The 18,345-nt window shown below is 50.5% G+C and carries 20 protein-coding genes; 3 read left to right on the forward strand and 17 right to left on the reverse strand.

The genetic code is table 11. From position 1 onward, the window contains the following. Positions 1–15: 15 nt before the first annotated feature. From FT643_RS17170 to FT643_RS17235, 14 genes are all read right to left on the reverse strand, one after another. Complete coding sequence (locus FT643_RS17170; protein ID WP_156872653.1) at positions 16–3,153, reverse strand: DUF6701 domain-containing protein; 3,138 nt, start codon at positions 3,151–3,153, stop codon at positions 16–18. A 34-nt stretch (positions 3,154–3,187) separates the two neighbouring features. Next, the gene (locus FT643_RS17175) at positions 3,188–3,622 is read right to left on the reverse strand and encodes a hypothetical protein (protein WP_156872654.1); all 435 of its coding nucleotides are present in this window, start codon (positions 3,620–3,622) and stop codon (positions 3,188–3,190) included. Then, positions 3,612–4,469, reverse strand: coding sequence for a type II secretion system protein (locus FT643_RS17180; RefSeq protein WP_156872655.1), 858 nt, complete (start codon positions 4,467–4,469; stop codon positions 3,612–3,614). The genes FT643_RS17175 and FT643_RS17180 overlap by 11 nt, the downstream gene beginning before the upstream one ends. Then, positions 4,469–4,936, reverse strand: a complete 468-nt coding sequence (locus FT643_RS17185; RefSeq protein WP_156872656.1) for a type II secretion system protein — start codon at positions 4,934–4,936, stop codon at positions 4,469–4,471. The genes FT643_RS17180 and FT643_RS17185 overlap by 1 nt, the downstream gene beginning before the upstream one ends. Continuing rightward, positions 4,933–5,406: a prepilin-type N-terminal cleavage/methylation domain-containing protein gene (locus FT643_RS17190; protein WP_156872657.1), complete on the reverse strand. Its 474-nt coding sequence runs from the start codon at positions 5,404–5,406 to the stop codon at positions 4,933–4,935. The genes FT643_RS17185 and FT643_RS17190 overlap by 4 nt, the downstream gene beginning before the upstream one ends. Before the next feature lie 22 nt (positions 5,407–5,428). Then, entirely contained in the window at positions 5,429–5,884 is a 456-nt protein-coding gene (locus FT643_RS23805; RefSeq protein WP_156872658.1) for a type II secretion system protein, read from the reverse strand. Between the two features lie 41 nt (positions 5,885–5,925). Continuing rightward, positions 5,926–6,498, reverse strand: coding sequence for a prepilin-type N-terminal cleavage/methylation domain-containing protein (locus FT643_RS17200; RefSeq protein ID WP_198043637.1), 573 nt, complete (start codon positions 6,496–6,498; stop codon positions 5,926–5,928). A gap of 65 nt (positions 6,499–6,563) precedes the next feature. Beyond that, a complete protein-coding gene (locus tag FT643_RS17205; RefSeq protein WP_156872660.1) occupies positions 6,564–7,793 on the reverse strand; it encodes a type II secretion system F family protein in 1,230 nt (409 codons plus the stop codon). Beyond that, a complete protein-coding gene (locus FT643_RS17210; protein WP_156872661.1) occupies positions 7,793–9,502 on the reverse strand; it encodes a GspE/PulE family protein in 1,710 nt (569 codons plus the stop codon). Before FT643_RS17210 ends, FT643_RS17205 begins: the two co-directional genes overlap by 1 nt. 5 nt (positions 9,503–9,507) lie before the next feature. Beyond that, the gene (gene mshL, locus FT643_RS17215; protein ID WP_156872662.1) at positions 9,508–11,238 is read right to left on the reverse strand and encodes a pilus (MSHA type) biogenesis protein MshL; all 1,731 of its coding nucleotides are present in this window, start codon (positions 11,236–11,238) and stop codon (positions 9,508–9,510) included. Continuing rightward, complete coding sequence (locus FT643_RS17220; protein ID WP_156872663.1) at positions 11,222–11,563, reverse strand: hypothetical protein; 342 nt, start codon at positions 11,561–11,563, stop codon at positions 11,222–11,224. Before FT643_RS17220 ends, mshL begins: the two co-directional genes overlap by 17 nt. Further along, positions 11,550–12,218 (reverse strand): hypothetical protein, encoded by a 669-nt coding sequence (locus tag FT643_RS17225; protein WP_156872664.1) that lies wholly within the window; start codon positions 12,216–12,218, stop codon positions 11,550–11,552. The genes FT643_RS17220 and FT643_RS17225 overlap by 14 nt, the downstream gene beginning before the upstream one ends. Next, positions 12,199–12,816, reverse strand: coding sequence for a hypothetical protein (locus tag FT643_RS17230; RefSeq protein ID WP_156872665.1), 618 nt, complete (start codon positions 12,814–12,816; stop codon positions 12,199–12,201). Before FT643_RS17230 ends, FT643_RS17225 begins: the two co-directional genes overlap by 20 nt. Then, the gene (locus FT643_RS17235) at positions 12,806–13,765 is read right to left on the reverse strand and encodes a type IV pilus biogenesis protein PilM (RefSeq protein ID WP_156872666.1); all 960 of its coding nucleotides are present in this window, start codon (positions 13,763–13,765) and stop codon (positions 12,806–12,808) included. The genes FT643_RS17230 and FT643_RS17235 overlap by 11 nt, the downstream gene beginning before the upstream one ends. A 143-nt stretch (positions 13,766–13,908) precedes the next feature. On the opposite strand from FT643_RS17235, the gene trmL reads away from it, so the two are divergent. Both trmL and FT643_RS17245 read left to right on the forward strand, forming a co-directional pair. Beyond that, positions 13,909–14,373 (forward strand): tRNA (uridine(34)/cytosine(34)/5-carboxymethylaminomethyluridine(34)-2'-O)-methyltransferase TrmL, encoded by a 465-nt coding sequence (gene trmL / locus FT643_RS17240; protein WP_156872667.1) that lies wholly within the window; start codon positions 13,909–13,911, stop codon positions 14,371–14,373. Positions 14,374–14,513: 140 nt separating this feature from the next. After that, entirely contained in the window at positions 14,514–15,263 is a 750-nt protein-coding gene (locus tag FT643_RS17245; RefSeq protein WP_198043638.1) for a ParA family protein, read from the forward strand. A gap of 35 nt (positions 15,264–15,298) precedes the next feature. Here FT643_RS17245 and secB read toward each other — a convergent pair whose 3' ends face one another. From secB to FT643_RS17260, 3 genes are all read right to left on the reverse strand, one after another. Next, positions 15,299–15,775 carry a protein-export chaperone SecB gene (secB, locus tag FT643_RS17250; RefSeq protein ID WP_156872669.1) on the reverse strand — a complete coding sequence of 159 codons (477 nt, stop codon included), beginning with the start codon at positions 15,773–15,775 and terminating at the stop codon, positions 15,299–15,301. Positions 15,776–15,821: 46 nt separating this feature from the next. Continuing rightward, on the reverse strand, positions 15,822–16,085 hold the full coding sequence (gene grxC, locus FT643_RS17255; RefSeq protein WP_156872670.1) for a glutaredoxin 3: 264 nt from the start codon (positions 16,083–16,085) through the stop codon (positions 15,822–15,824). 67 nt (positions 16,086–16,152) lie between these two features. Further along, the gene (locus FT643_RS17260; RefSeq protein WP_156872671.1) at positions 16,153–16,578 is read right to left on the reverse strand and encodes a rhodanese-like domain-containing protein; all 426 of its coding nucleotides are present in this window, start codon (positions 16,576–16,578) and stop codon (positions 16,153–16,155) included. Between the two features lie 210 nt (positions 16,579–16,788). On the opposite strand from FT643_RS17260, the gene gpmI reads away from it, so the two are divergent. Beyond that, complete coding sequence (gpmI, locus tag FT643_RS17265) at positions 16,789–18,330, forward strand: 2,3-bisphosphoglycerate-independent phosphoglycerate mutase (RefSeq protein ID WP_156872672.1); 1,542 nt, start codon at positions 16,789–16,791, stop codon at positions 18,328–18,330. Positions 18,331–18,345: the final 15 nt, after the last annotated feature.

Below are 18,345 nucleotides of genomic sequence, written 5' to 3' on the forward strand. Positions count from 1 at the left end.
ACTCACCAACCCAGCTTAGCGATAAGATTCGCGCTTATATATGACCGGTGAGTTTTTACCACCGTAGATTCCGAAGGTCGCAGTGGCTCCAGCGGCCTCCGCAACGCCATCGCCGTTAAAATCGAACTGCATAAAATCCGGACCTAATAAATTGACATTAACCTGACCGCTGTTGCCCACACCCGGAGCGGAAAAAACCACTCTTCCCAGCCCATCCACTAAACCGTCCAGTGCTGGGGCCGTATTGCCCTCCAGGTTGCCTTTCCTGGCCGGATAATACTGCAAACCAACCGTGATCCCGGTGGTACCGGTACACGCACCCGGACTGGTGGCAGCAACATTGTCGGCACCGTTTACGTAGAAGCCGTACATACCCCCACTCAATTGCCAATATTCGCTGCGAAGCGGCAGAATAAGTGTGTTGATTTCCGGACCGAAGTTATTATCTATATTCAGCCGGCCATACAGTATTCGGGTGCCACCAATACCACTGAGAGTAAAAGGCCGACAGCTGTCGGTTACCCCATCCCCATTGGTATCAACCTCGTAACACACACCATCCAGATCGGTCAGATTGTTGCCGCTATCATCAGGAAAAACCAAATCCAGGTCGGCATCAAACGGAATCTCCCCGGCACCGGGTTGCAAAGGTTTGCTATAACGAATCGCGTAAGGCGCTTCACTGTAGCCACTGACGGTTTGGATAAACTGCCCGGGCACAACGTCATCAGTCACTGACATTACGGGCGTAGCCGGGGTCGACAGCGCACTGCCGGAAGCAAGCGGCAGTCCATTATCAACGAAAGTCCCGCTCACTGCAGAAAACTTGTTGAATGTGCCTGCGTAATTCTGCGTAACCACATTATCGCGATTGCGCGCGGTGAACGTTAGCTGAGGTGGCGTGTCGAGCCCGAAACTCTGCCCAAAATAGGTAAAGTCACAATCCCAATCATTTATGTTATCGCCATCGGAATCAAGCCAGCCATCGGTCAGGTTCACGGTATTCGACGTCACATCAAAATGATGGGGTATAAAACGACCCACATAACCGGACGCACCCAAAAGAGCCACACCGCTGTTCAAATAGGATGCGTCACTAGCCGCCTTTAATTCAATGATACCTACTTCGCTGTAACGGTATGTGCCCGTACTGATGCCACCCGAAAAGGGGCCGGGGCCTGCTGATAGGATGCCGGGATTACCGCTCACCGGGGTGATCAATTGTGCAGTGACATTCACCACCACGTTTTCCTGCCCGAAACTTTGAGTGACGCCATTGTCACTGAGATTGGCCAGCGTGGAGGGATCAGTGTCAGCAAAGCCATCGGGAACCCCATTGCCATCGCTATCATCGGCAGCGTCGTACAACATACCGCTAACGGACACCGAAAACGGATCACCCGCCTTAACATAGGCCGGGCCGTCCGCGTTTGCAGCACTGAGCCCGGATGATTCAAACTGGTTATGCCAATCGTTGCCTTGAGCCACCACATACAGGCCGAAAGGACGTACGGTTATAGGCGCGCCTTTGTCCTGCTCTCCTTCAATTTGTGCCCCCGGCGAACTGACCGCAAAATCACTGACGTCATCCAGAACATGCAGATTAAAATCCCCCACATCACTGGTACGCAGGTTGAGTGCGCCGACCCCGCCCGTGACATCCACAGACAAGGTCGTCGGGTTGGTGCCATCGGAACTCAGCGGGCTGTATCCCGCACTGCCGGAGAGCGCAGGAACCACTGCAGGGGGTGAAAGGCTTGCGGTCGGGGTCACCCAAAATTTCAAATCAATCTGGGCATCAAAATCCTCGGGCTCGCACTCTTCTTTCGCCTCATTAAATAACAAATACGCGACGCTAAGATCATGATCGCGTCCGGCGATCACATCCCAGCCGCTAGCGGACTCATTCCTGATCGTAATTCCCGCGTTCAGGAATTGAATGGCCGTGGACGTATTTGAGATAGATTCTGCGCTCGCGTTCACCGTGACCTGCGCGCTGCCCACACGAGCGTGGTCTAAGGACAGCGTTACCACGCCGTTATCAGCGGCGGCGTAAGTGTAACTTGCCGCGCCGTCACCGGCAGTGCCATTATTTAAACTACCGGCACCGCTGCTGACACTCCAGTCACCTGCACTACTGGTCATACCCAAGGTGATTGTGCCAGTGTAATCCGTAATGGGGTTGCCACTGGAATCAATAGCGGTAATGGTGACAAGAGCGGTTCCACAGGCACTGGCGCTGGCTGGCACAGTGATTTCGAAATGGTCCAAAACCGGGGTGTCATCTACAGCAACGCAGGTTGACAGCGCGGAGCTGGGAATGGTCCGTTTACTTTGCGAAGGAGGATCCCAGCGTAGCACAATGGAACCCGTGTCATAAAAAATGAAGCCCTGACGATCGTAATAAAAATCCTGCACGATGGGATAGTAAACTCCTTGCGTCAGTGACTTGGCTGCAGAAGTTCGGGTCACTGCATTGGAGCCGTCGGCTCCCCAATAATTAATTATTGATGCAGAAAGATCACCTACCCAAAGCCGGGATCCGTCATTCGTTTCTGTTTCGAACACAAAATTGCCGGATTCAGCAGGCAACAAAAACCCTTTCCAGCGTGCAGAAACATCGGTGCCACACAACCCAGGAAAAAAAATACAAAGAAACCCACCGTTATAAGTTTCATCAATCACCGGATCCACTTTGATTGTAACATCGCCGCTATAATCTTTGCGATTATAAAGCTCCCCAACCAACCCAGACTCTGTTGTTGAATAGAAAAAAGTATCCGATGACGCGCTAATACCGGAACCGTTTTGGTCTTGTATATTAGCGACGTTAACTGTGTATTTTGTCAGGTTACCCAGCGTAGAATTCAAGGTTAAAACAGTACTGTTAGCACTCGTGCTAAAGACAGCGGACGTCACCGTATGTCCGCTAACGGAATAGTTCGCTACGTTATTGGTCGTTACGGTGTTGAGCTGGGAATAACCAGCCCCGCTTTTAAAAGCCACCACCACTTGGTTATTGGCTCCGCATCGTGGCGCACCATAATACAATGCAGGATTAGCAGCCATTGCCGAAGGCACCACTAACAAGGCTCCGATCAGCAAACCGAACTTCAACTTACAGAGCCGATACCTCACCATAATTACACCCACGATTGTCTGCTCAACCTTACCCAGAACTGACCGGTTAACCCGACTGTTTAATTAGCATTTCAACCTGCGACGACCGGAACACGTAATCCGGATCATCCACCCCTAAACCTTTGGTACTGGCGGCAGCACTGATCTGATAGCTTTGAACACTGGTTGCACCGGCCTCCTGGTAGGATTGGCTTGCACAGGTGACAACCACCTGAAACATCCCGACATCCAGTGTGCTACTACCACTACAACTTCCATTCGCACTAACCTGGTACAACCCCCACTCCAATCCGCTTTGCGCAGCCCAATAAGCGCGGGTAGACAATAACCCCTGATTCACACCCACCGTTTGCCCTGCACCTAACCGCACCATCGCCGCAACCATCAATGCAATAATAACCACAATGAAAATGGCGGCCGGTAGAGCAAATCCGCTGTGCCGCCCGCGGTGATATTGATGTCTGCTCTTGCTAGGGAACATTATTAATCTGAACCTGTTTCATAAGTGTAGTGGACTGCTCACCATCCGATAGCGTCAATTGCAGTGAAACGACAGCATTACGCGCCAACGAACCACTGCTGTAACGCAGAACACAGTTACTAACTTGGTTAGCCAACGTCGCATCGGCTGCACTACTTAACGGGCTTGCGCCGGCATTGGTTGGCTGACTTTCTTGAATAGCGTAGTTTCCATAGCGAATAAGAGTGCCATTGGCGGCATCGCAGTGGTAGGTAATCGCGCCGTTTACCAAATACATTTTCTGATTCGGTGAACGCTGGGAAAATTGATGGGCGGTATCCAGACTCACTACATCCTGAGCACCATTGTTGGTTACACTCACTCCGGGGGAAGAAATAACATGGGCCTGCGCCGATGGGTTTGAGGCATAAAGATTAGCGCCCAACACCGGAGCCCCACCGTTGGTCAATCCCAGGTTATAGACCACCACCTGCCCACCACTGAAAGCTTGTGATGAGGAAATCATATCGGCGAGAACATCAAAGCTTGCGTCTGCCGTGGAAAAGTCCAGCTTGTCAGAAGTACCCGACGCATCCTCTTCACTGCGGTAAGGCGCAGCCAAAACAACCGGCACCAACTCCAAATAGTTACCATTCACCCGAACGCTATTGGGTACAGCACGATGAATATCCAACGCTATTTTTTGTAGTGCGGAGTCCGCCATCTGCACAAGTTGGGCACGCTGTTGCAATTGTACGTAACCCGACATTTGGCGACCCACCAAAACCGACATCATCACGGCAATAATACCGGCGACGGTGATCACCACAATTAATTCGATCAAGGTGAATCCAGTTGAACGCCGCATCAATAACGCGTCCTGTAACTGGTCACTACCAGGGCATCCCCCAGAGGATGGGAAACCGTCACCGTCACTTTCAATGCATCGTTATTATCTGTAATCGAGATGTCACTGCCCGCGGCAACCACTTCAACGCTGACGCCATAGCCGTCTAAACCCATGTCGTTGCCCGCTACATCTTCTATATCAGTCGCGCTGTATGTATGGTAATCGCAGACATCAGCGTATTCCGAGCGATCGTCCGGAGGAGCCGGACAGGCACCGGAGAAAGACGCGGGGAACTCTTTTGAAGCAATTTCTTCCATAAAGGAATCAGCAATCGCTAACGATTGCTGATAAATCATCGGATCCGCCGAACGGGAAACCAAGCCGGCGTAAACCGACATCATGCCGACAAAAGCAACGGATACAATCACAATCGCTATGATCAATTCCACCAAAGTCAACCCAGCAGCCTTAACAAGAGGCGTCATCGCACAAACCCCGTTTCACCATCCACACTGAATGTTCGACTGCCAATGGTGAAAGTTTGTGTGGAGGAATAGACCGTAAAAACACTCGCGCTAACACTGCCTGCGCGACCTTGGCTGTCAAACACCAGATTGGCGGCCCCGGTGCCGGCGGGGGCATCCACGTTGCGGAAATTTTCACTCTGATCTTCTGGTCGTTTCACCACTGCAGAAAAATCGAAAGCACTGCTGTTGCAATCCGTATCCCGCTGCAACTCAAATTGCGAGCTGGTGATCGCAAGGCGGGTATAACAGCCTTTGGTCACTGAAAACTGTCGTGCATAACGGGCCGCGTGCACCACATCGTCATAGAAAAACCGATCTTCAAATATATCAGCCGAAAAAAAACGGGGGCCAGCCACAGCGGCCAGCACCCCGATTAAAACGATTACCATGATCAATTCGACCAAGGTAAAACCTTCGTTGGCTTTCATTTTGAAATCATGAAAACCCGTATTAAGGTGTACATGTATCACCGGCAGCGTTCATAGCGCCAACTGTGGAAATGGCGGGGGCAGTATTGACCGCAGCCGCAGCGGTATAATTAAAGCATGGGTCCGACTCTTCACCGCCAACCGTGGTGATAATACCACCGGAACAGGTGTAGTCCGTAGCACCCAGGTTTGCAGCCAAACAAACGCTCGCTGCGGTTGGATAGCCGTACGCCAGAGCGATTGCCGTTCCTTCCATCGAGACCGAGCCGGTAGCGCCGTTCTGATTATTTGCAAGCGCGGATGCGTGGGCTATAGCGGAAGCCGATTTGACAGCGCCTAATGCCGCTTGAATGGTAGCAGTTTCAGCGCTGCCGCTGAGATCCGCAAACCGAGGCAACGCGAAAGCGGACAGTATGCCCAGTATCACGATAACCATGATTAATTCTATTAAAGTAAAACCTGATTGTTGCTTGTTCATCTTGCTACCTCTTTTTAAAAATAATTCAACCGGCACGACCATTAAATTGTGGTAATGACTTCGCCGGTCCTAGCGTTGTAAATTATGTTGCTGCCTCTGTCGCTACGTTGGTAGGTAAAACGGCAGTTGCCACTGACGGTATCCACCAGGTAATCTGCGCCGCTGCCGGAACTGCTCGAAACCGAGGGCGCATTCGCCACCAGCACGCCGCGCCATAAACGGACACATCGTTCCGGGCTGTCCAGCACCGCACTGTGGCTGGAGCCGGCGGCCATGCCGGCATCCGTGGGCCAACCGTCTGAGCTGGTGGCGATGTCGTCATTGCCAAAACCATCGACTCCATCAACCGCTAAACTACCGCCATTGGCTACCCATTGGCTGCGCACTAAAATCATTGCCGACGCCATTGCGCCACCAACACCAAAAACAGCGGCTTCGTGCGCGTTGTCATAGGTATCCAGCATCCGTGGAAGTGCCACAGCGGCCAGAATAGCGATCAACGCGATCACCACGACTAACTCGATCAGGGTAAAACCGCGCGAAGCGTCTCTTGCCGGTTTTATACAAAAATGTCTGCTATCCACTTCTACAAAATAGTTGTCAGGTTGTTTCATAAATATAGTCCAGAAAATACACAACATTGTTTTTTTCACGAAACTAAACAATCTGTTAAAAATTGCTATTTACGCTGCATTGCAGATCCCAGCTCCCACATTGGCAAAAACACGCCCAACGCCAGAACCAACACCAATATTCCCAGGAATACCAACACAATAGGCTCAATTGCATCGGCTAATCCCTTTAGGTCGTAATCCACTTCCTCATCATAAAAATCCGCTACGTCGTGAAGTAATTTATCGAGTGACCCGGTTTCCTCGCCTATCGATATCATCTGCAACACCAAATCGGAGAAAATTCCCGCGGCTGCGGAACTGCGGGCGAGCGAATCACCACGTTCAACTCCACGGCGAATCGAATCAATATTCGATGCAATAAACTCATTACCCACAGTGGGACCGACGATCGACAATGCCTGTAACACCGGCACACCAGACTCGAAAGTCATGGCAAAACTGCGGGCAAAGCGGGACAAAGCGATTCGTTCAAAAATACCCCCGATTATCGGAAGTTTCATTTTCGCCTTGTCCCACCAAAGGCGTCCTCTTTCAGTTTTTATGTAATGCCGAAAACCGAATAGTCCGCCAATCACGACAATCCCAATCAACCACCAATAATCAACCGTAAAATTAGAAACCGCTATTAAGATACGCGTAGGAGCTGGCAGCTCCGACCCGAGCTTGGAAAAAACTTTAGAGAACTGCGGAATAACAAAAACATTCACAATCATCATCGCCAACATCATCGCACCAATGACAAAGGTCGGATAACGAATGGCCTGGGTCATCCGGTTGCGGGTATCCCGCTCCATCTCAATATGGGAAATCAACTTTGAAAAAGCGTCTTCCAGGCGACCGGTGTTTTCACCCACATGAATCATGCTGACAAACATAGTGTTGAATATTTTAGGATGTGCGCCCATGGCGCTGGCCAAACTGGATCCCGTCGCCAATCGTACATTGACGTCGGCTAATGCCTCTTTCAGGAGTTCCGATTTACTGATATCAGCAAGCCCGGCGATGGCCTGAATAATGGGGACACCTGCGCGGGTTAGCGCGCGCATCTGTCGACAAAGCATAATCAGGTCATCGGTGTTTATTTTCTTTTGAGACGGTAGCTGAAATTTGAAATTCAATTGTGTCGACTGCGTCACCTCCTTGATCGCAACCGGAACAATATCCTGCTTTTGTAGCTGCACGGCAGCCGCACTCGCATTGCTTGCCTCGACTACCCCGCGCACTTCATCGCCGCTGGCGGATCGACCACGATAGCTAAACGATTGCCCGGCCATCAGCCTTCTTCCAGCGTAGCCGAGATTTTAAAGACTTCCTGAACCGAGGTGATTCCGGAACGGGCAAAATCCAAAGCGCAACGACTAAGGGTCACAAATTCAGGGTTATCCCTGGCCGCCTTGGTAAATTCAGCAGCATCCCCCTTACGCAGTGCATACAGCAAGGGTTCGTTCATTTCCAGTAATTCATACACACCCAGGCGACCGGTATAACCGGTATTATTACAATGATGACAGCCGCTGCCCTTCTGGAATTGGGCATCCACAGCGGTTGCATCAATATTGGAAAGCCAGGTTTTTTCCTGCGGTGTAAGTGTGTATGGCTGCTTGCAATGTTCACATATTTTTCGCACCAAACGCTGCGCTATAACCGCGCGTAGCGACGATGCAACCAAAAACGAATCACAACCCATATCGATCAGCCGCATCGCCGTCGACACCGAGTCATTGGTATGCAGAGTGGACAGAACCATGTGTCCTGTCATAGCTGCACGCAAGCCGATTTCTGCGGTCTCCTGATCCCGCATCTCTCCCACCAGAATAATGTCCGGATCCTGACGCAGCGCGGTACGCAATACGGTGGAGAAATTAAGCCCGATTTTTTGGCTAATTTGCACCTGATTAATTCGCGGTAAACGATATTCAATCGGGTCCTCTGCGGTAATGATTTTTCGCTCCGGCAAATTGAGCAGCGAGAGCGCCGCATACAAGGTCGTTGTTTTACCGCTTCCGGTGGGCCCTGTTACCAACACCATGCCATAAGGCCGTTGCACCAGGTTTTCGAAACGGTGGCGAAGGGCTTCCGGCATGCCCAACTTGTCCATCGACAATATGCCTGCCGACTGATCCAGCAAACGCATAACCACACACTCGCCATAGGGTGTGGGGAGTGTCGACAAACGAACGTCTATGCTTTTACCTAGAACCCTGATATTAAATCGCCCGTCCTGCGGCAACCGCTTTTCGGATATATCCAGGCCGGACATTATTTTCAAACGAGACACCAACGCGGCAGCGATACGGCGCTCTTTCATAACCTGTTCCTGCAACTCCCCATCAATCCGCAATCGAACCCGAAGCTCATGTTCATCCGGTTCAATATGAATATCGGAGGCCCGCACTTGCACCGCATCTTCAAAAATACTTTGTAGCAAGCGCACCACCGGTGCTTCTGCGGTATCAGTGGTGGTCGCCAGACTCTCCAGGTCCACATCGGTGGTTTCCAGCTCCGAATCCAGCTCCACCGCAATGGAAGCAATCTGCTCGGAGCGACGGTAAGAACGATCCATCGCTCCCAACAACTCGTGCTCTTTTACAAACGCCGGATTTACCGGACGTCGCAGCAACCGCTGCAATTCGTCAATTGAAAGCAGATCCAGTGGATCTGCCATACCCACTAGATAACCGTCCGGCTGTTCGCTCAGCAAGATGGCCCGAAAACGGCGAGCATAGGTTTCCGGCAACACTTTAATTAATTCACTATTGAGACGGAAATGCACCAGATCAACAAAGGGATAGCCAAAGTGGTTTGCCAGGGTTTGCAACATTTGCGCTTCTGTCACAAACCCGAGATCGACCACAACCTTGCCAATTTTCTTGCCGGTTCTCTTTTGTTCGTTCAGTGCCTGCTTCAGCTGCTCGTCTGCGATTAAGCCCTTCGATACCAGCAGGTCACCGATTCGTACTTTAGGCGCTTGCGCTGTATCCATATCGATTACTCTCGTGATTCCAGATCAAACCCTTCGACGTCACCGGGCTGGTCTTCTTCGTGGGGGCGCACAATGGGTGACTGATGCATGTCAGGGAGATAGGGTTCAAAACGCTGTTCTATTGAACGCACCTCTGCATCAAACTCATTGCCAATTACGACATAGGGCTTCAGCAGAATAACCAACTCACTTTTTACTTTACGCATCAGCTTCTGCTTGAACAGCGCATCTCCAACATAGGGAATGTCGCCTAATACGGGTATTTGTGAGATTTCTTCACGGTAGCTGTCTTGCATAAGACCGCCAATTACAACAACCTGACCATTGGCGGCCCGAACAATACTGTCGGTTTCACGGATGGTGCTAAACGCCAAAGGAAGCGAAATGCTATCACCGCCCAGCTCTATACTCTTACGCTTTTCTGTTACTTCGGATATGGATGGATGAACATGCAGAATAACATCACCGGCTTCCGATATTTGTGGTGTCACGTCCAGCGCAATGCCTGAGAAAAACGGGGTCAGCGTCACATCCGGAGTATCACTCACCGTGGCAGACGTTGTTGTCGTCGTGCTGGATATATCGGTAACGAAAAACTCATCGCTACCCACTTTGATCACTGCCTTCTGATTATTTAGCGTAGATATACGCGGGCTGGACAAGACTTTTACCTTGCCCTGCAATTCGAGCATGCTGAGCACCGCAGTAAAATCCGCGAAATTGGCACCCAGGGAAAACACACCGCCAATTAGCGACGTGTTATCACTTATCAATGAGCTAAAGTCCGCCTGATTCAATCCGCCGGTAAAGGTATTGTCGCTGGTTTCCCTGGCACCGTTAAAGCCTTGCCCAAATGTGTTCCACTGAATACCGGTGGCGTACCCATCAGATAACTCTACTTCCAGTATTTTCGCTTCAATAAGAACCTGTTGTTGCAAGCTCAATTGAGCCGTATCCAGAAAGTCCTGCACTTCGCGCAGCTCGGAAGGAAGTGCTTTCACAACGGCTATGCCAGAGACCGGATCTACGACCACCGAACGCCCCTCTGCCTTTCCGACTATCATGCTCAACACGTTATGCAGCTGAAGCCAAAACCCGCTGTTGGATTCCGTTTGAATATTGCTGCTCTGTTGTACCTGGGTTTCGCTTGAGCTGCTGCTTCCTGACAGGCCCTCCCGATCTTCACCGGTGGTGCTGATCTGCCCGCTGCTCACCGACGTGGTGGACAACCCATTACGGTTTACATTCAGATAATTAATCCGGAACACCCGGCTTTGCATCGACTTGGGAAGAATCTGATAACCATAGGGCTTAGCAACAAAATCAAAGCCATAAGCGTCACGCACGGCGCGCAGGGCTTCGGTTAAGTTAACGTTGCGCAAACGGATGGAAATATTGCCATCCACTTCAGGATGCACAACCATATTGACCGATGTACCGTGCACCAGGCTCATAAAAAACTGTTTCGCCGGGGTGTCTTTCGCCGTCACATCGAAGCGTGGCGACGCTTTCTTTAATTTCGGCTCGGGCAGCACATCCAATACCGAAGTCGGCATCGCTTTCGCCCCCTCAACCTGAACCGGCATACTACTCTGGTTCTGCTTAAGCGAAGTTGGAGTAGAGCGCTTTTCTTTTTTAGGTGCGTCTACTTCTTCCGGTTGATACCAGGACGCACAGCCACTCACAAGAAAGCTGCTAACACCTAAAATAGCCAAGCCATTAAAAAGCCTCTTCATACTCTCCGTCCCTGCGTATATCACCTAGCGACATTTGCAAAATAATTCTCTCTCCTGATCGGCTCAACACAACCTGATCTTCATCAATCATCATGACTCGCGCGCTGCCGATTCGGTCATTAACGGAAACCACTTGCTCATTGATAATGGCACGCCAGGCGCCCTCTCGCTTCATGACCAGCGAAAGCGTCAGCGGACTATGCACCGCCTGCTGGGTATAGTTAGAAAACAACGGCGGTTTCGTCGGGTCATGCTCTATGGCCCATACTGCCGCGATTGAAAAAGGAAACATGAACAATACGAAAATGAGTTTATTGAACAACACGAATCAACTCCTCATGAGGGCTCAGGGTATGTACATTCAGCACCAACGCACCATCAGGATGCTGATTGACCTTGTATTCCAACTCGTCAACAACCACTCTTTCAGGCAATGCCTCAAGTGCACGCAAATACTTTTTCATCTGGAAAAAACTGCCTTCCATTTTTAATTCCAATTCATGCCGATAGATCGCTGCAGACTGCTGTTGCTGTTCATCCGCCACCATTAACCGGTGCGCTGTGCTGGAATGAATACTCAAAATTTTCAAACCGGATTCATCACTAAGTAGCTCACCCAGCACATACGCCATCTGGGACGGCTCAATCATACCGGTAGTAATGCTGTTAATCTGATCATCGATTCGCTGCTCACTGACCTGCAATTTCCCGATTGCCTGTTGCAGGCTAAGATTAGGATTATTTGCGATTGTTTTTTCCAGTGCTTCAATGGTGTTATTCGCTACCTGCAAATTTTGCAACACATCCGCTTTCTCGCTCTCAATCTGAACCCTTTCCGCCATCAGGCCACGCAGCAATAATTGATCAAACAAACCCAATATCAGAATTCCGACCGCAACCGCCAAAATCACTCTTTCCCGCACACTAAGGGCGTGCAACTTGTCTTCAAGTTGCTGATATTTACTGCGCAGTATTGTCATCAAACCGAGTACTCAAATTAAACGTCAAGTAGTTGGAATTGGATTTATCCCGCTCCAGGTTAAACACTTTGAAGCGCATACCGACAAAACTGGAATCACTTTTTAACTGGTTTACATAACGCGGTATCGCCTTCGGCTTATTGGTGAGGCCGTATAAACTTATTTCCGGCCCCGGCGCATGTATGTTAATCAGGGTTAACCAGACTGGCCCGGCATCGATAGTCGACAAAGCCTGCAAATAGCCGGAGAATTTCAGATCGCTCATTTCTCCTTGCTGTTTCAATGCCTGAATAAATTGGCGTTTATTCTGCAGTGTTTTTCGCATCATTTTTTCCTGTTGCACCAACCGTTCATCCAGCGAAATCGCATCTGCTTGCTGTTGGAGCTTGGCAACAGCGGCCTCCAGTTTCGCTTGAGATGATTCCATTTTTTTCAGTGTTGCCCTCGCCTGACTGGTGCGAGCCAAGTCAAGTGCCGACACCACAGCCAACAAACAAAACACTCCGGCCCAGGCAAGCAGAATTTTATTCAGAGGCAGCTTAACAACCGGTTTACGGAAGCTGTCCTGGTAGAAGTTGACGCTTTGCTTAAACGGCATCACGTAAGCCTCCGACAGCAGCGCCTAATGCAGCAGCCACTGCACCGGCGGGCAACGCAAAATCACTGCCTTCGGTCATCATGTCTGACGGAACCTGGCAAAGCTCCACCTTTACCGGCAATCGTTGCTGCAATATTTCCAGCCAGCCGTTGTGCTCTGCGGACGACGACACCAAATACACGCAACTGACGCCGGACTTCCCAATTTGGCTCTCGTAATAATCCAGCGAACGCTGTACGTCCAACGCCAGGTTATCCACCGGGTCCTGCTGAAAATCCAGGTTACCGGTATAGCCGCCGGACCCGGCATTGACTTCAATGTTGCGGGTCAGGTAAAGATGGCCATTCTCAATCAGGTTGATGGTGCCGCTCTGCCCGTTCAGATAGAGCATGGCAACACTACGCTGTTGCAGGGCCCTCATCTCGGATGTCATGGCCGCCATCGCCAATTCAGTGATGTTGATACCGCATACGTCGATATCGGCCTGTTCGCAGACCTCCAGAAGAGCCTTAACTACTTTGCTGTCGATCACTGCCACGTAAACCATGTTCATGCGGCCCCGGTAGGCGTCTTCCGGCAGTCGAAATGCGTCCACGACTACCTTATCTATCGGCTCAGCAATCAAATCCTTTACCTTCCAACGAACCGCATCGCGCAATTCCTGGTCAGGCACAGGTGGCGCATCGACCAAAAGCAGGTTGTAGTACTGGTGTCCCAGCGTGATATAGCAATCAGAATTGGGGAGCGACGCGGTTTCAATCAGCGCTTGCATCGCGTCCGCAGGGGATTTAAAGTCATCGGAAATTGCTCTACCACCCTGAATTTTAAGGTGAGAATCAACTTCTGCTATCTGGCACCATGCCGCGTTAACGGGGGTTAAATCAACGCCAACAACCGACCGTGCCTTACTTTTCTCCTTTTTAAACAAACGTTTAATCCAACTACTCATTGCTTTTGTTCCATACCGACGGGATTTACCCCTAACTAAACAAAGCGTAGACAGTATTTGGAAATGGTGTTAGAAATCACCAACTTGTGATCATCAATTAACCGCAGGTTTAACCTTACATTTATCCTGGCCATTAATAAAAAATGCTGCATATTGTTCTATATCAACCGGAAATTCCCCCCAACACCGGCAATATAATCCGCTTGTGTGCCAATACGGGCATGCAACTGCATCTGATTAAACCGCTGGCGTTTGAGCTGGACGATAAGCGGATGCGCCGCGCCGGACTGGATTACCATGAGTGGGCCGACCTGAAAATCCACGACAGCTTCGAGGATTTTCTGCAGCAAACACAACCAACCCATTGTTATCCGATTTCAACCAAGGGCACTACTCATTACCATCAGGTTCGTTATGCAGAAGGCGATGCGATTATTATGGGACCGGAAACCAGAGGCCTGCCTCCGGAAGTGCGACAACATGTTGCGGTGACGCAATGCATCCGCATTCCGATGAAGGAAAACAGTCGCAGCCTTAACTTATCGAATGCCACAGCGATCGTGTTATATGAGGCTTGGCGGCAACTGGACTTCGCTGGCTCAATTTAACAATTTAAGCCACCATCAAGCGCACTATTGTTCAACGAACAGCACATCAATTCTGGTATCATCCTACGAGTTCAACACCTGGACACTTTTCCTTTTCTATTCTTTTGTTGTTTCTTGCACAGATAAGGAGCCTGTTAAGATTGAAGACCATTGCATTTTTCAACGTTAAGGGTGGCGTAGGCAAAACCACATCAGCCGTTAATATTGCCTATCTGGCAGCTCAGTCGGATATCCGCACCATACTCTGGGATCTGGACCCGCAAAGCTGTGCAACCTGGAATCTGGGAATTGACGACGGCAGCGCTCACAAAGCGATTCGTGTATTTAAAGGCAAAACACCGGTTGGACAATTGAAGTTACACTCCCCCTATCGCGGACTGGATGTCATACCTGCTGACCTGAGTTTACGTAAACTGGAAGTGTTACTGGGCAGCGAAGAAGATTCACAAAAATTACTGGATAAGCTGGCCGAGCACCTGAGCGAACAAAACAAGCTGCTGATTTTTGATTGCGCTCCGGCTTATTCAAAACTATCCGAAAACATTTTTTCCTGTTGTGATGTGCTGGTGGTGCCGCTGTTGCCGTCACCGTTATCATTGCGATCCTATGCTCAATTAAAAACATTTCTGGCGGGCAAAAAGCAGTGGAAAAAGCTGCGCCTGCAACCGTTCTTTACCATGGTCGACAAACGACGAAAGATCCATACCGATGTGCTTGAACAAGCGAAAGAGTTAATTGACGAAGATGAACCCCTGGTAATTCCTTACGCCAGTGACTATGAAAAAATGGGCACTCATAGAGCACCCATTCATTGCTTTGCTAACAGCGGTTCTGCCGCAAAGGCCTATCAGTCATTGTGGTCGACGCTACAAGACCGGTTTCAACTATAATAGCAAAGCAGTGTCGACTCTAGCACGGTTGGAAATCAGTGCGTAGGCGCAGTTTCAGCAGCCCCTTCTTGTTGCTTCCGCAGGTTTTCCGCAAAAGCTGCTTCGAAGTTGATCGGTTGCAACAGAAACTGCGGGAATGTACCGCGAGCCACCACATCTGAAACGGCTTCACGCGCGTACGGGAACAGGATATTGGCACACACACCTTTCAAAACCCCTTCTTTTTGCAGCCCTTCAACACCGGTCAGCAAAAACAAACCGGCTTGTGCCACCTCGACGATGAACGCCGTGTTCTCTCCGTTTTTTACTGTCACAGTCACTTTCAATATGACTTCGTATATGTCTTGTTCAACTTCATCCGCCGTATTGTTCACTTCCAGATTTACTTCTGGTTTCCATTGTTCTTTGAACAGTAACGGCGTTTTAGGCGCTTCATAGGAAAGGTCTTTCAGATAAATACGCTGAAGTTGGAATTGTTGTTGAGGCTGTTGATCAGCCGCTTGCTCGCTCATTCTCTTCCCCTAATCAGGATGTCTGTTAGTTGCTTTAAGGTTTGGGTTAGCTTTTGTCCGTGTTCAGCATGCCATCTAACTTACCGGCACGCTCCAATGTGTACAGTTCATCACAACCACCCACGTGAGTGTCTCCGATCCAGATTTGCGGGACCGTGTGCGCTCCGGCCCGGTTTTGCATCTCCTGTCGCAGTTGCGGCTGACCGGAAACATCAATATCGCTGAATGGGACCCCCTTGGACTGCAACAAGTTTCGTGCTCGGATACAATAGGGACACCAGGGCGTCGAATACATCACTACTTCTTTCATAATACACATCGGCTTTTTCAGATTACTGGGCTTACTTATTTGGATGTTACTCTGACTGCGTGTCTGACTACTTGGCTTTGCCTTTCACCAACGGCAGACCGTCCGCACTCCAGGTGGCGATGCCGCCTTTCAAACGCAACACGTTTTTAAAGCCGTCCGTGTTCAGAATCTTTCCGGCGGCACCGGCGTGCTGGCCCATTTTACAGACCACAACCACGGGTTTCTCTTTAAATTGAGCTAATTCGGCCAGACTGTCCTTCAGCTTGCTGAACGGGATGTTACGGGCACCGGTGATATGTCCATCCCGATACTCTTTGGTATCGCGCACATCGATCAACAGGGCGTCCTCGTTGTTGATCAGGTTAGTTAATTGGGCCGATGATACGGTTTTTCCACCCCGCCGCGATTCCAATAAAAAGAATCCGATCAACAAGACGAAAAAGGGCCCCACCAGTTCAGGGTGATTCATGCTAAATTCGAGCAGACGATCCATTTATAATTCCCGTAGATTCAACAACTTATCGAAAGGCACTAACATGCCCTAAAGAAATAGTCGGAGAGTATACCTGAAACGAGTGAATACAAACCACCGCCACGCCCAAACAGGCTCATGATAAGGCAAGGTTTTTAAGGTAAACTACGCGCCTGAAGCTTTTGACCTGTTAACAGGCCTGTGCGGCCAAACAATCAAGAAGTTGGAATTATGAGCCAGTCACGAACGCCCCACGTTTTGATCATCCTAGACGGTTTCGGCCATCGCACCGAGACAGAATTCAACGCCATCGCCCACGCCAGCACCCCAACCTGGGATAAGCTCTGGAGTGAACGCCCGCATACGCTGATCTCGGGATCCGGAATGGATGTCGGCCTACCCGACGGCCAGATGGGTAATTCCGAAGTCGGCCATATGAATCTGGGTGCCGGGCGTATTGTTTACCAGGATTTCACCCGCATCACCAAAGCGATTCGCGACGGGGATTTCTTTACCAATCCCACCCTGGTGGACGCGGTAGACAAATGCGTCGGCAACGACTCCGCCCTCCACTTGATTGGGCTGCTGTCTCCCGGTGGCGTACACAGCCACGAAGACCATTTTGTTGCCATGGCGGAACTGGCGGCCAAACGCGGCGCCAAGCGGGTCTACGTTCATGCATTCCTGGACGGTCGGGATAGGCCACCGAAATCCGCTCGGCCCAGTCTGGAATTATTACAGTCCAAGTTAGAGGAACTCGACATAGGTCGCGTCGCCAGCCTGGTAGGACGCTATTTTGCCATGGATAGAGATAACCGCTGGGACCGGGTTGAAGCCGCTTACAATCTCCTGATCTCAGGCGAAGCCGAGTTCACCAGTGCCAATCCAGTGGACGGCTTATTGGCAGCCTATGAGCGCGGTGAAAACGACGAGTTCGTTAAGCCCACTATCATCGCCGGTAAAGACCAAAGCGCCGTTACCATTAACGATGGTGACAGCGTAGTGTTTATGAATTTCCGTGCCGACCGGGCCCGAGAGCTAACCCGAGCCATGATCAACCCGGACTTTAACGATTTCCAGCGCAAAAAAGTCCCTGCGCTGGCCGACTTTGTCATGCTCACCCAATATGCAGCCGACATCAAAGCCAGCTGCGCGTACCCCCCCACCGCACTGATCAATGTGCTGGGTGATTATCTTGCACAAAACAACAAAACCCAATTACGCATCGCAGAAACCGAAAAGTACGCCCACGTCACGTTCTTCTTCAGCGGCGGCCGTGAAGATACCTACGACGGCGAAGAACGGATTTTGATTCCGTCACCGGATGTTGCGACTTATGATCTGCAACCGGAAATGAACGCTCCGCTGGTCACCGATAAGTTAGTCGAAGCCATTACCGGCGGCCAATTCGACACCATCATCTGCAACTACGCCAACGGCGATATGGTAGGCCACACCGGCAACTTTGATGCAGCAGTTAAAGCAGTTGAAGCGCTGGACACCTGTATCGGCCGATTGGTGGACGCGGTGGAATCCGTGGGCGGGGACATGCTGATCACTGCGGATCACGGTAATTGTGAACAAATGGAAGATCCAGATAGTGGTCAACCTCATACCGCCCATACCACGGAATTAGTGCCACTGGTGTATGTTGGCCATAAAAATATTACGCTGCAGGCGGCAGGGGGCAAGCTTTCCGACATTGCACCGACTATCCTTAAGCTCATGAACCTGGAGCAACCCAAAGAAATGACCGGACACCCTCTTGTTTGAGGGTCCGGACACACC

The organism is Ketobacter sp. MCCC 1A13808, assembly GCF_009746715.1.
Lineage (GTDB): Bacteria > Pseudomonadota > Gammaproteobacteria > Pseudomonadales > Ketobacteraceae > Ketobacter.

What these genes read in the sequence shown, in the direction of transcription:
- FT643_RS17175 (WP_156872654.1), bottom strand. Translation starts at nt 3,622, where the DNA reads ATGTTCCCTAGCAAGAGCAGACATCAATATCACCGCGGGCGGCACAGC.
- FT643_RS17180 (WP_156872655.1), bottom strand. Translation starts at nt 4,469, where the DNA reads ATGCGGCGTTCAACTGGATTCACCTTGATCGAATTAATTGTGGTGATC.
- FT643_RS17185 (WP_156872656.1), bottom strand. Translation starts at nt 4,936, where the DNA reads ATGACGCCTCTTGTTAAGGCTGCTGGGTTGACTTTGGTGGAATTGATC.
- FT643_RS17190 (WP_156872657.1), bottom strand. Translation starts at nt 5,406, where the DNA reads ATGAAAGCCAACGAAGGTTTTACCTTGGTCGAATTGATCATGGTAATC.
- FT643_RS23805 (WP_156872658.1), bottom strand. Translation starts at nt 5,884, where the DNA reads ATGAACAAGCAACAATCAGGTTTTACTTTAATAGAATTAATCATGGTT.
- FT643_RS17200 (WP_198043637.1), bottom strand. Translation starts at nt 6,498, where the DNA reads ATGAAACAACCTGACAACTATTTTGTAGAAGTGGATAGCAGACATTTT.
- FT643_RS17205 (WP_156872660.1), bottom strand. Translation starts at nt 7,793, where the DNA reads ATGGCCGGGCAATCGTTTAGCTATCGTGGTCGATCCGCCAGCGGCGAT.
- FT643_RS17210 (WP_156872661.1), bottom strand. Translation starts at nt 9,502, where the DNA reads ATGGATACAGCGCAAGCGCCTAAAGTACGAATCGGTGACCTGCTGGTA.
- mshL (WP_156872662.1), bottom strand. Translation starts at nt 11,238, where the DNA reads ATGAAGAGGCTTTTTAATGGCTTGGCTATTTTAGGTGTTAGCAGCTTT.
- FT643_RS17225 (WP_156872664.1), bottom strand. Translation starts at nt 12,218, where the DNA reads ATGACAATACTGCGCAGTAAATATCAGCAACTTGAAGACAAGTTGCAC.
- FT643_RS17230 (WP_156872665.1), bottom strand. Translation starts at nt 12,816, where the DNA reads ATGCCGTTTAAGCAAAGCGTCAACTTCTACCAGGACAGCTTCCGTAAA.
- FT643_RS17235 (WP_156872666.1), bottom strand. Translation starts at nt 13,765, where the DNA reads ATGAGTAGTTGGATTAAACGTTTGTTTAAAAAGGAGAAAAGTAAGGCA.
- trmL (WP_156872667.1), top strand. Translation starts at nt 13,909, where the DNA reads ATGCTGCATATTGTTCTATATCAACCGGAAATTCCCCCCAACACCGGC.
- secB (WP_156872669.1), bottom strand. Translation starts at nt 15,775, where the DNA reads ATGAGCGAGCAAGCGGCTGATCAACAGCCTCAACAACAATTCCAACTT.
- grxC (WP_156872670.1), bottom strand. Translation starts at nt 16,085, where the DNA reads ATGAAAGAAGTAGTGATGTATTCGACGCCCTGGTGTCCCTATTGTATC.
- FT643_RS17260 (WP_156872671.1), bottom strand. Translation starts at nt 16,578, where the DNA reads ATGGATCGTCTGCTCGAATTTAGCATGAATCACCCTGAACTGGTGGGG.
- gpmI (WP_156872672.1), top strand. Translation starts at nt 16,789, where the DNA reads ATGAGCCAGTCACGAACGCCCCACGTTTTGATCATCCTAGACGGTTTC.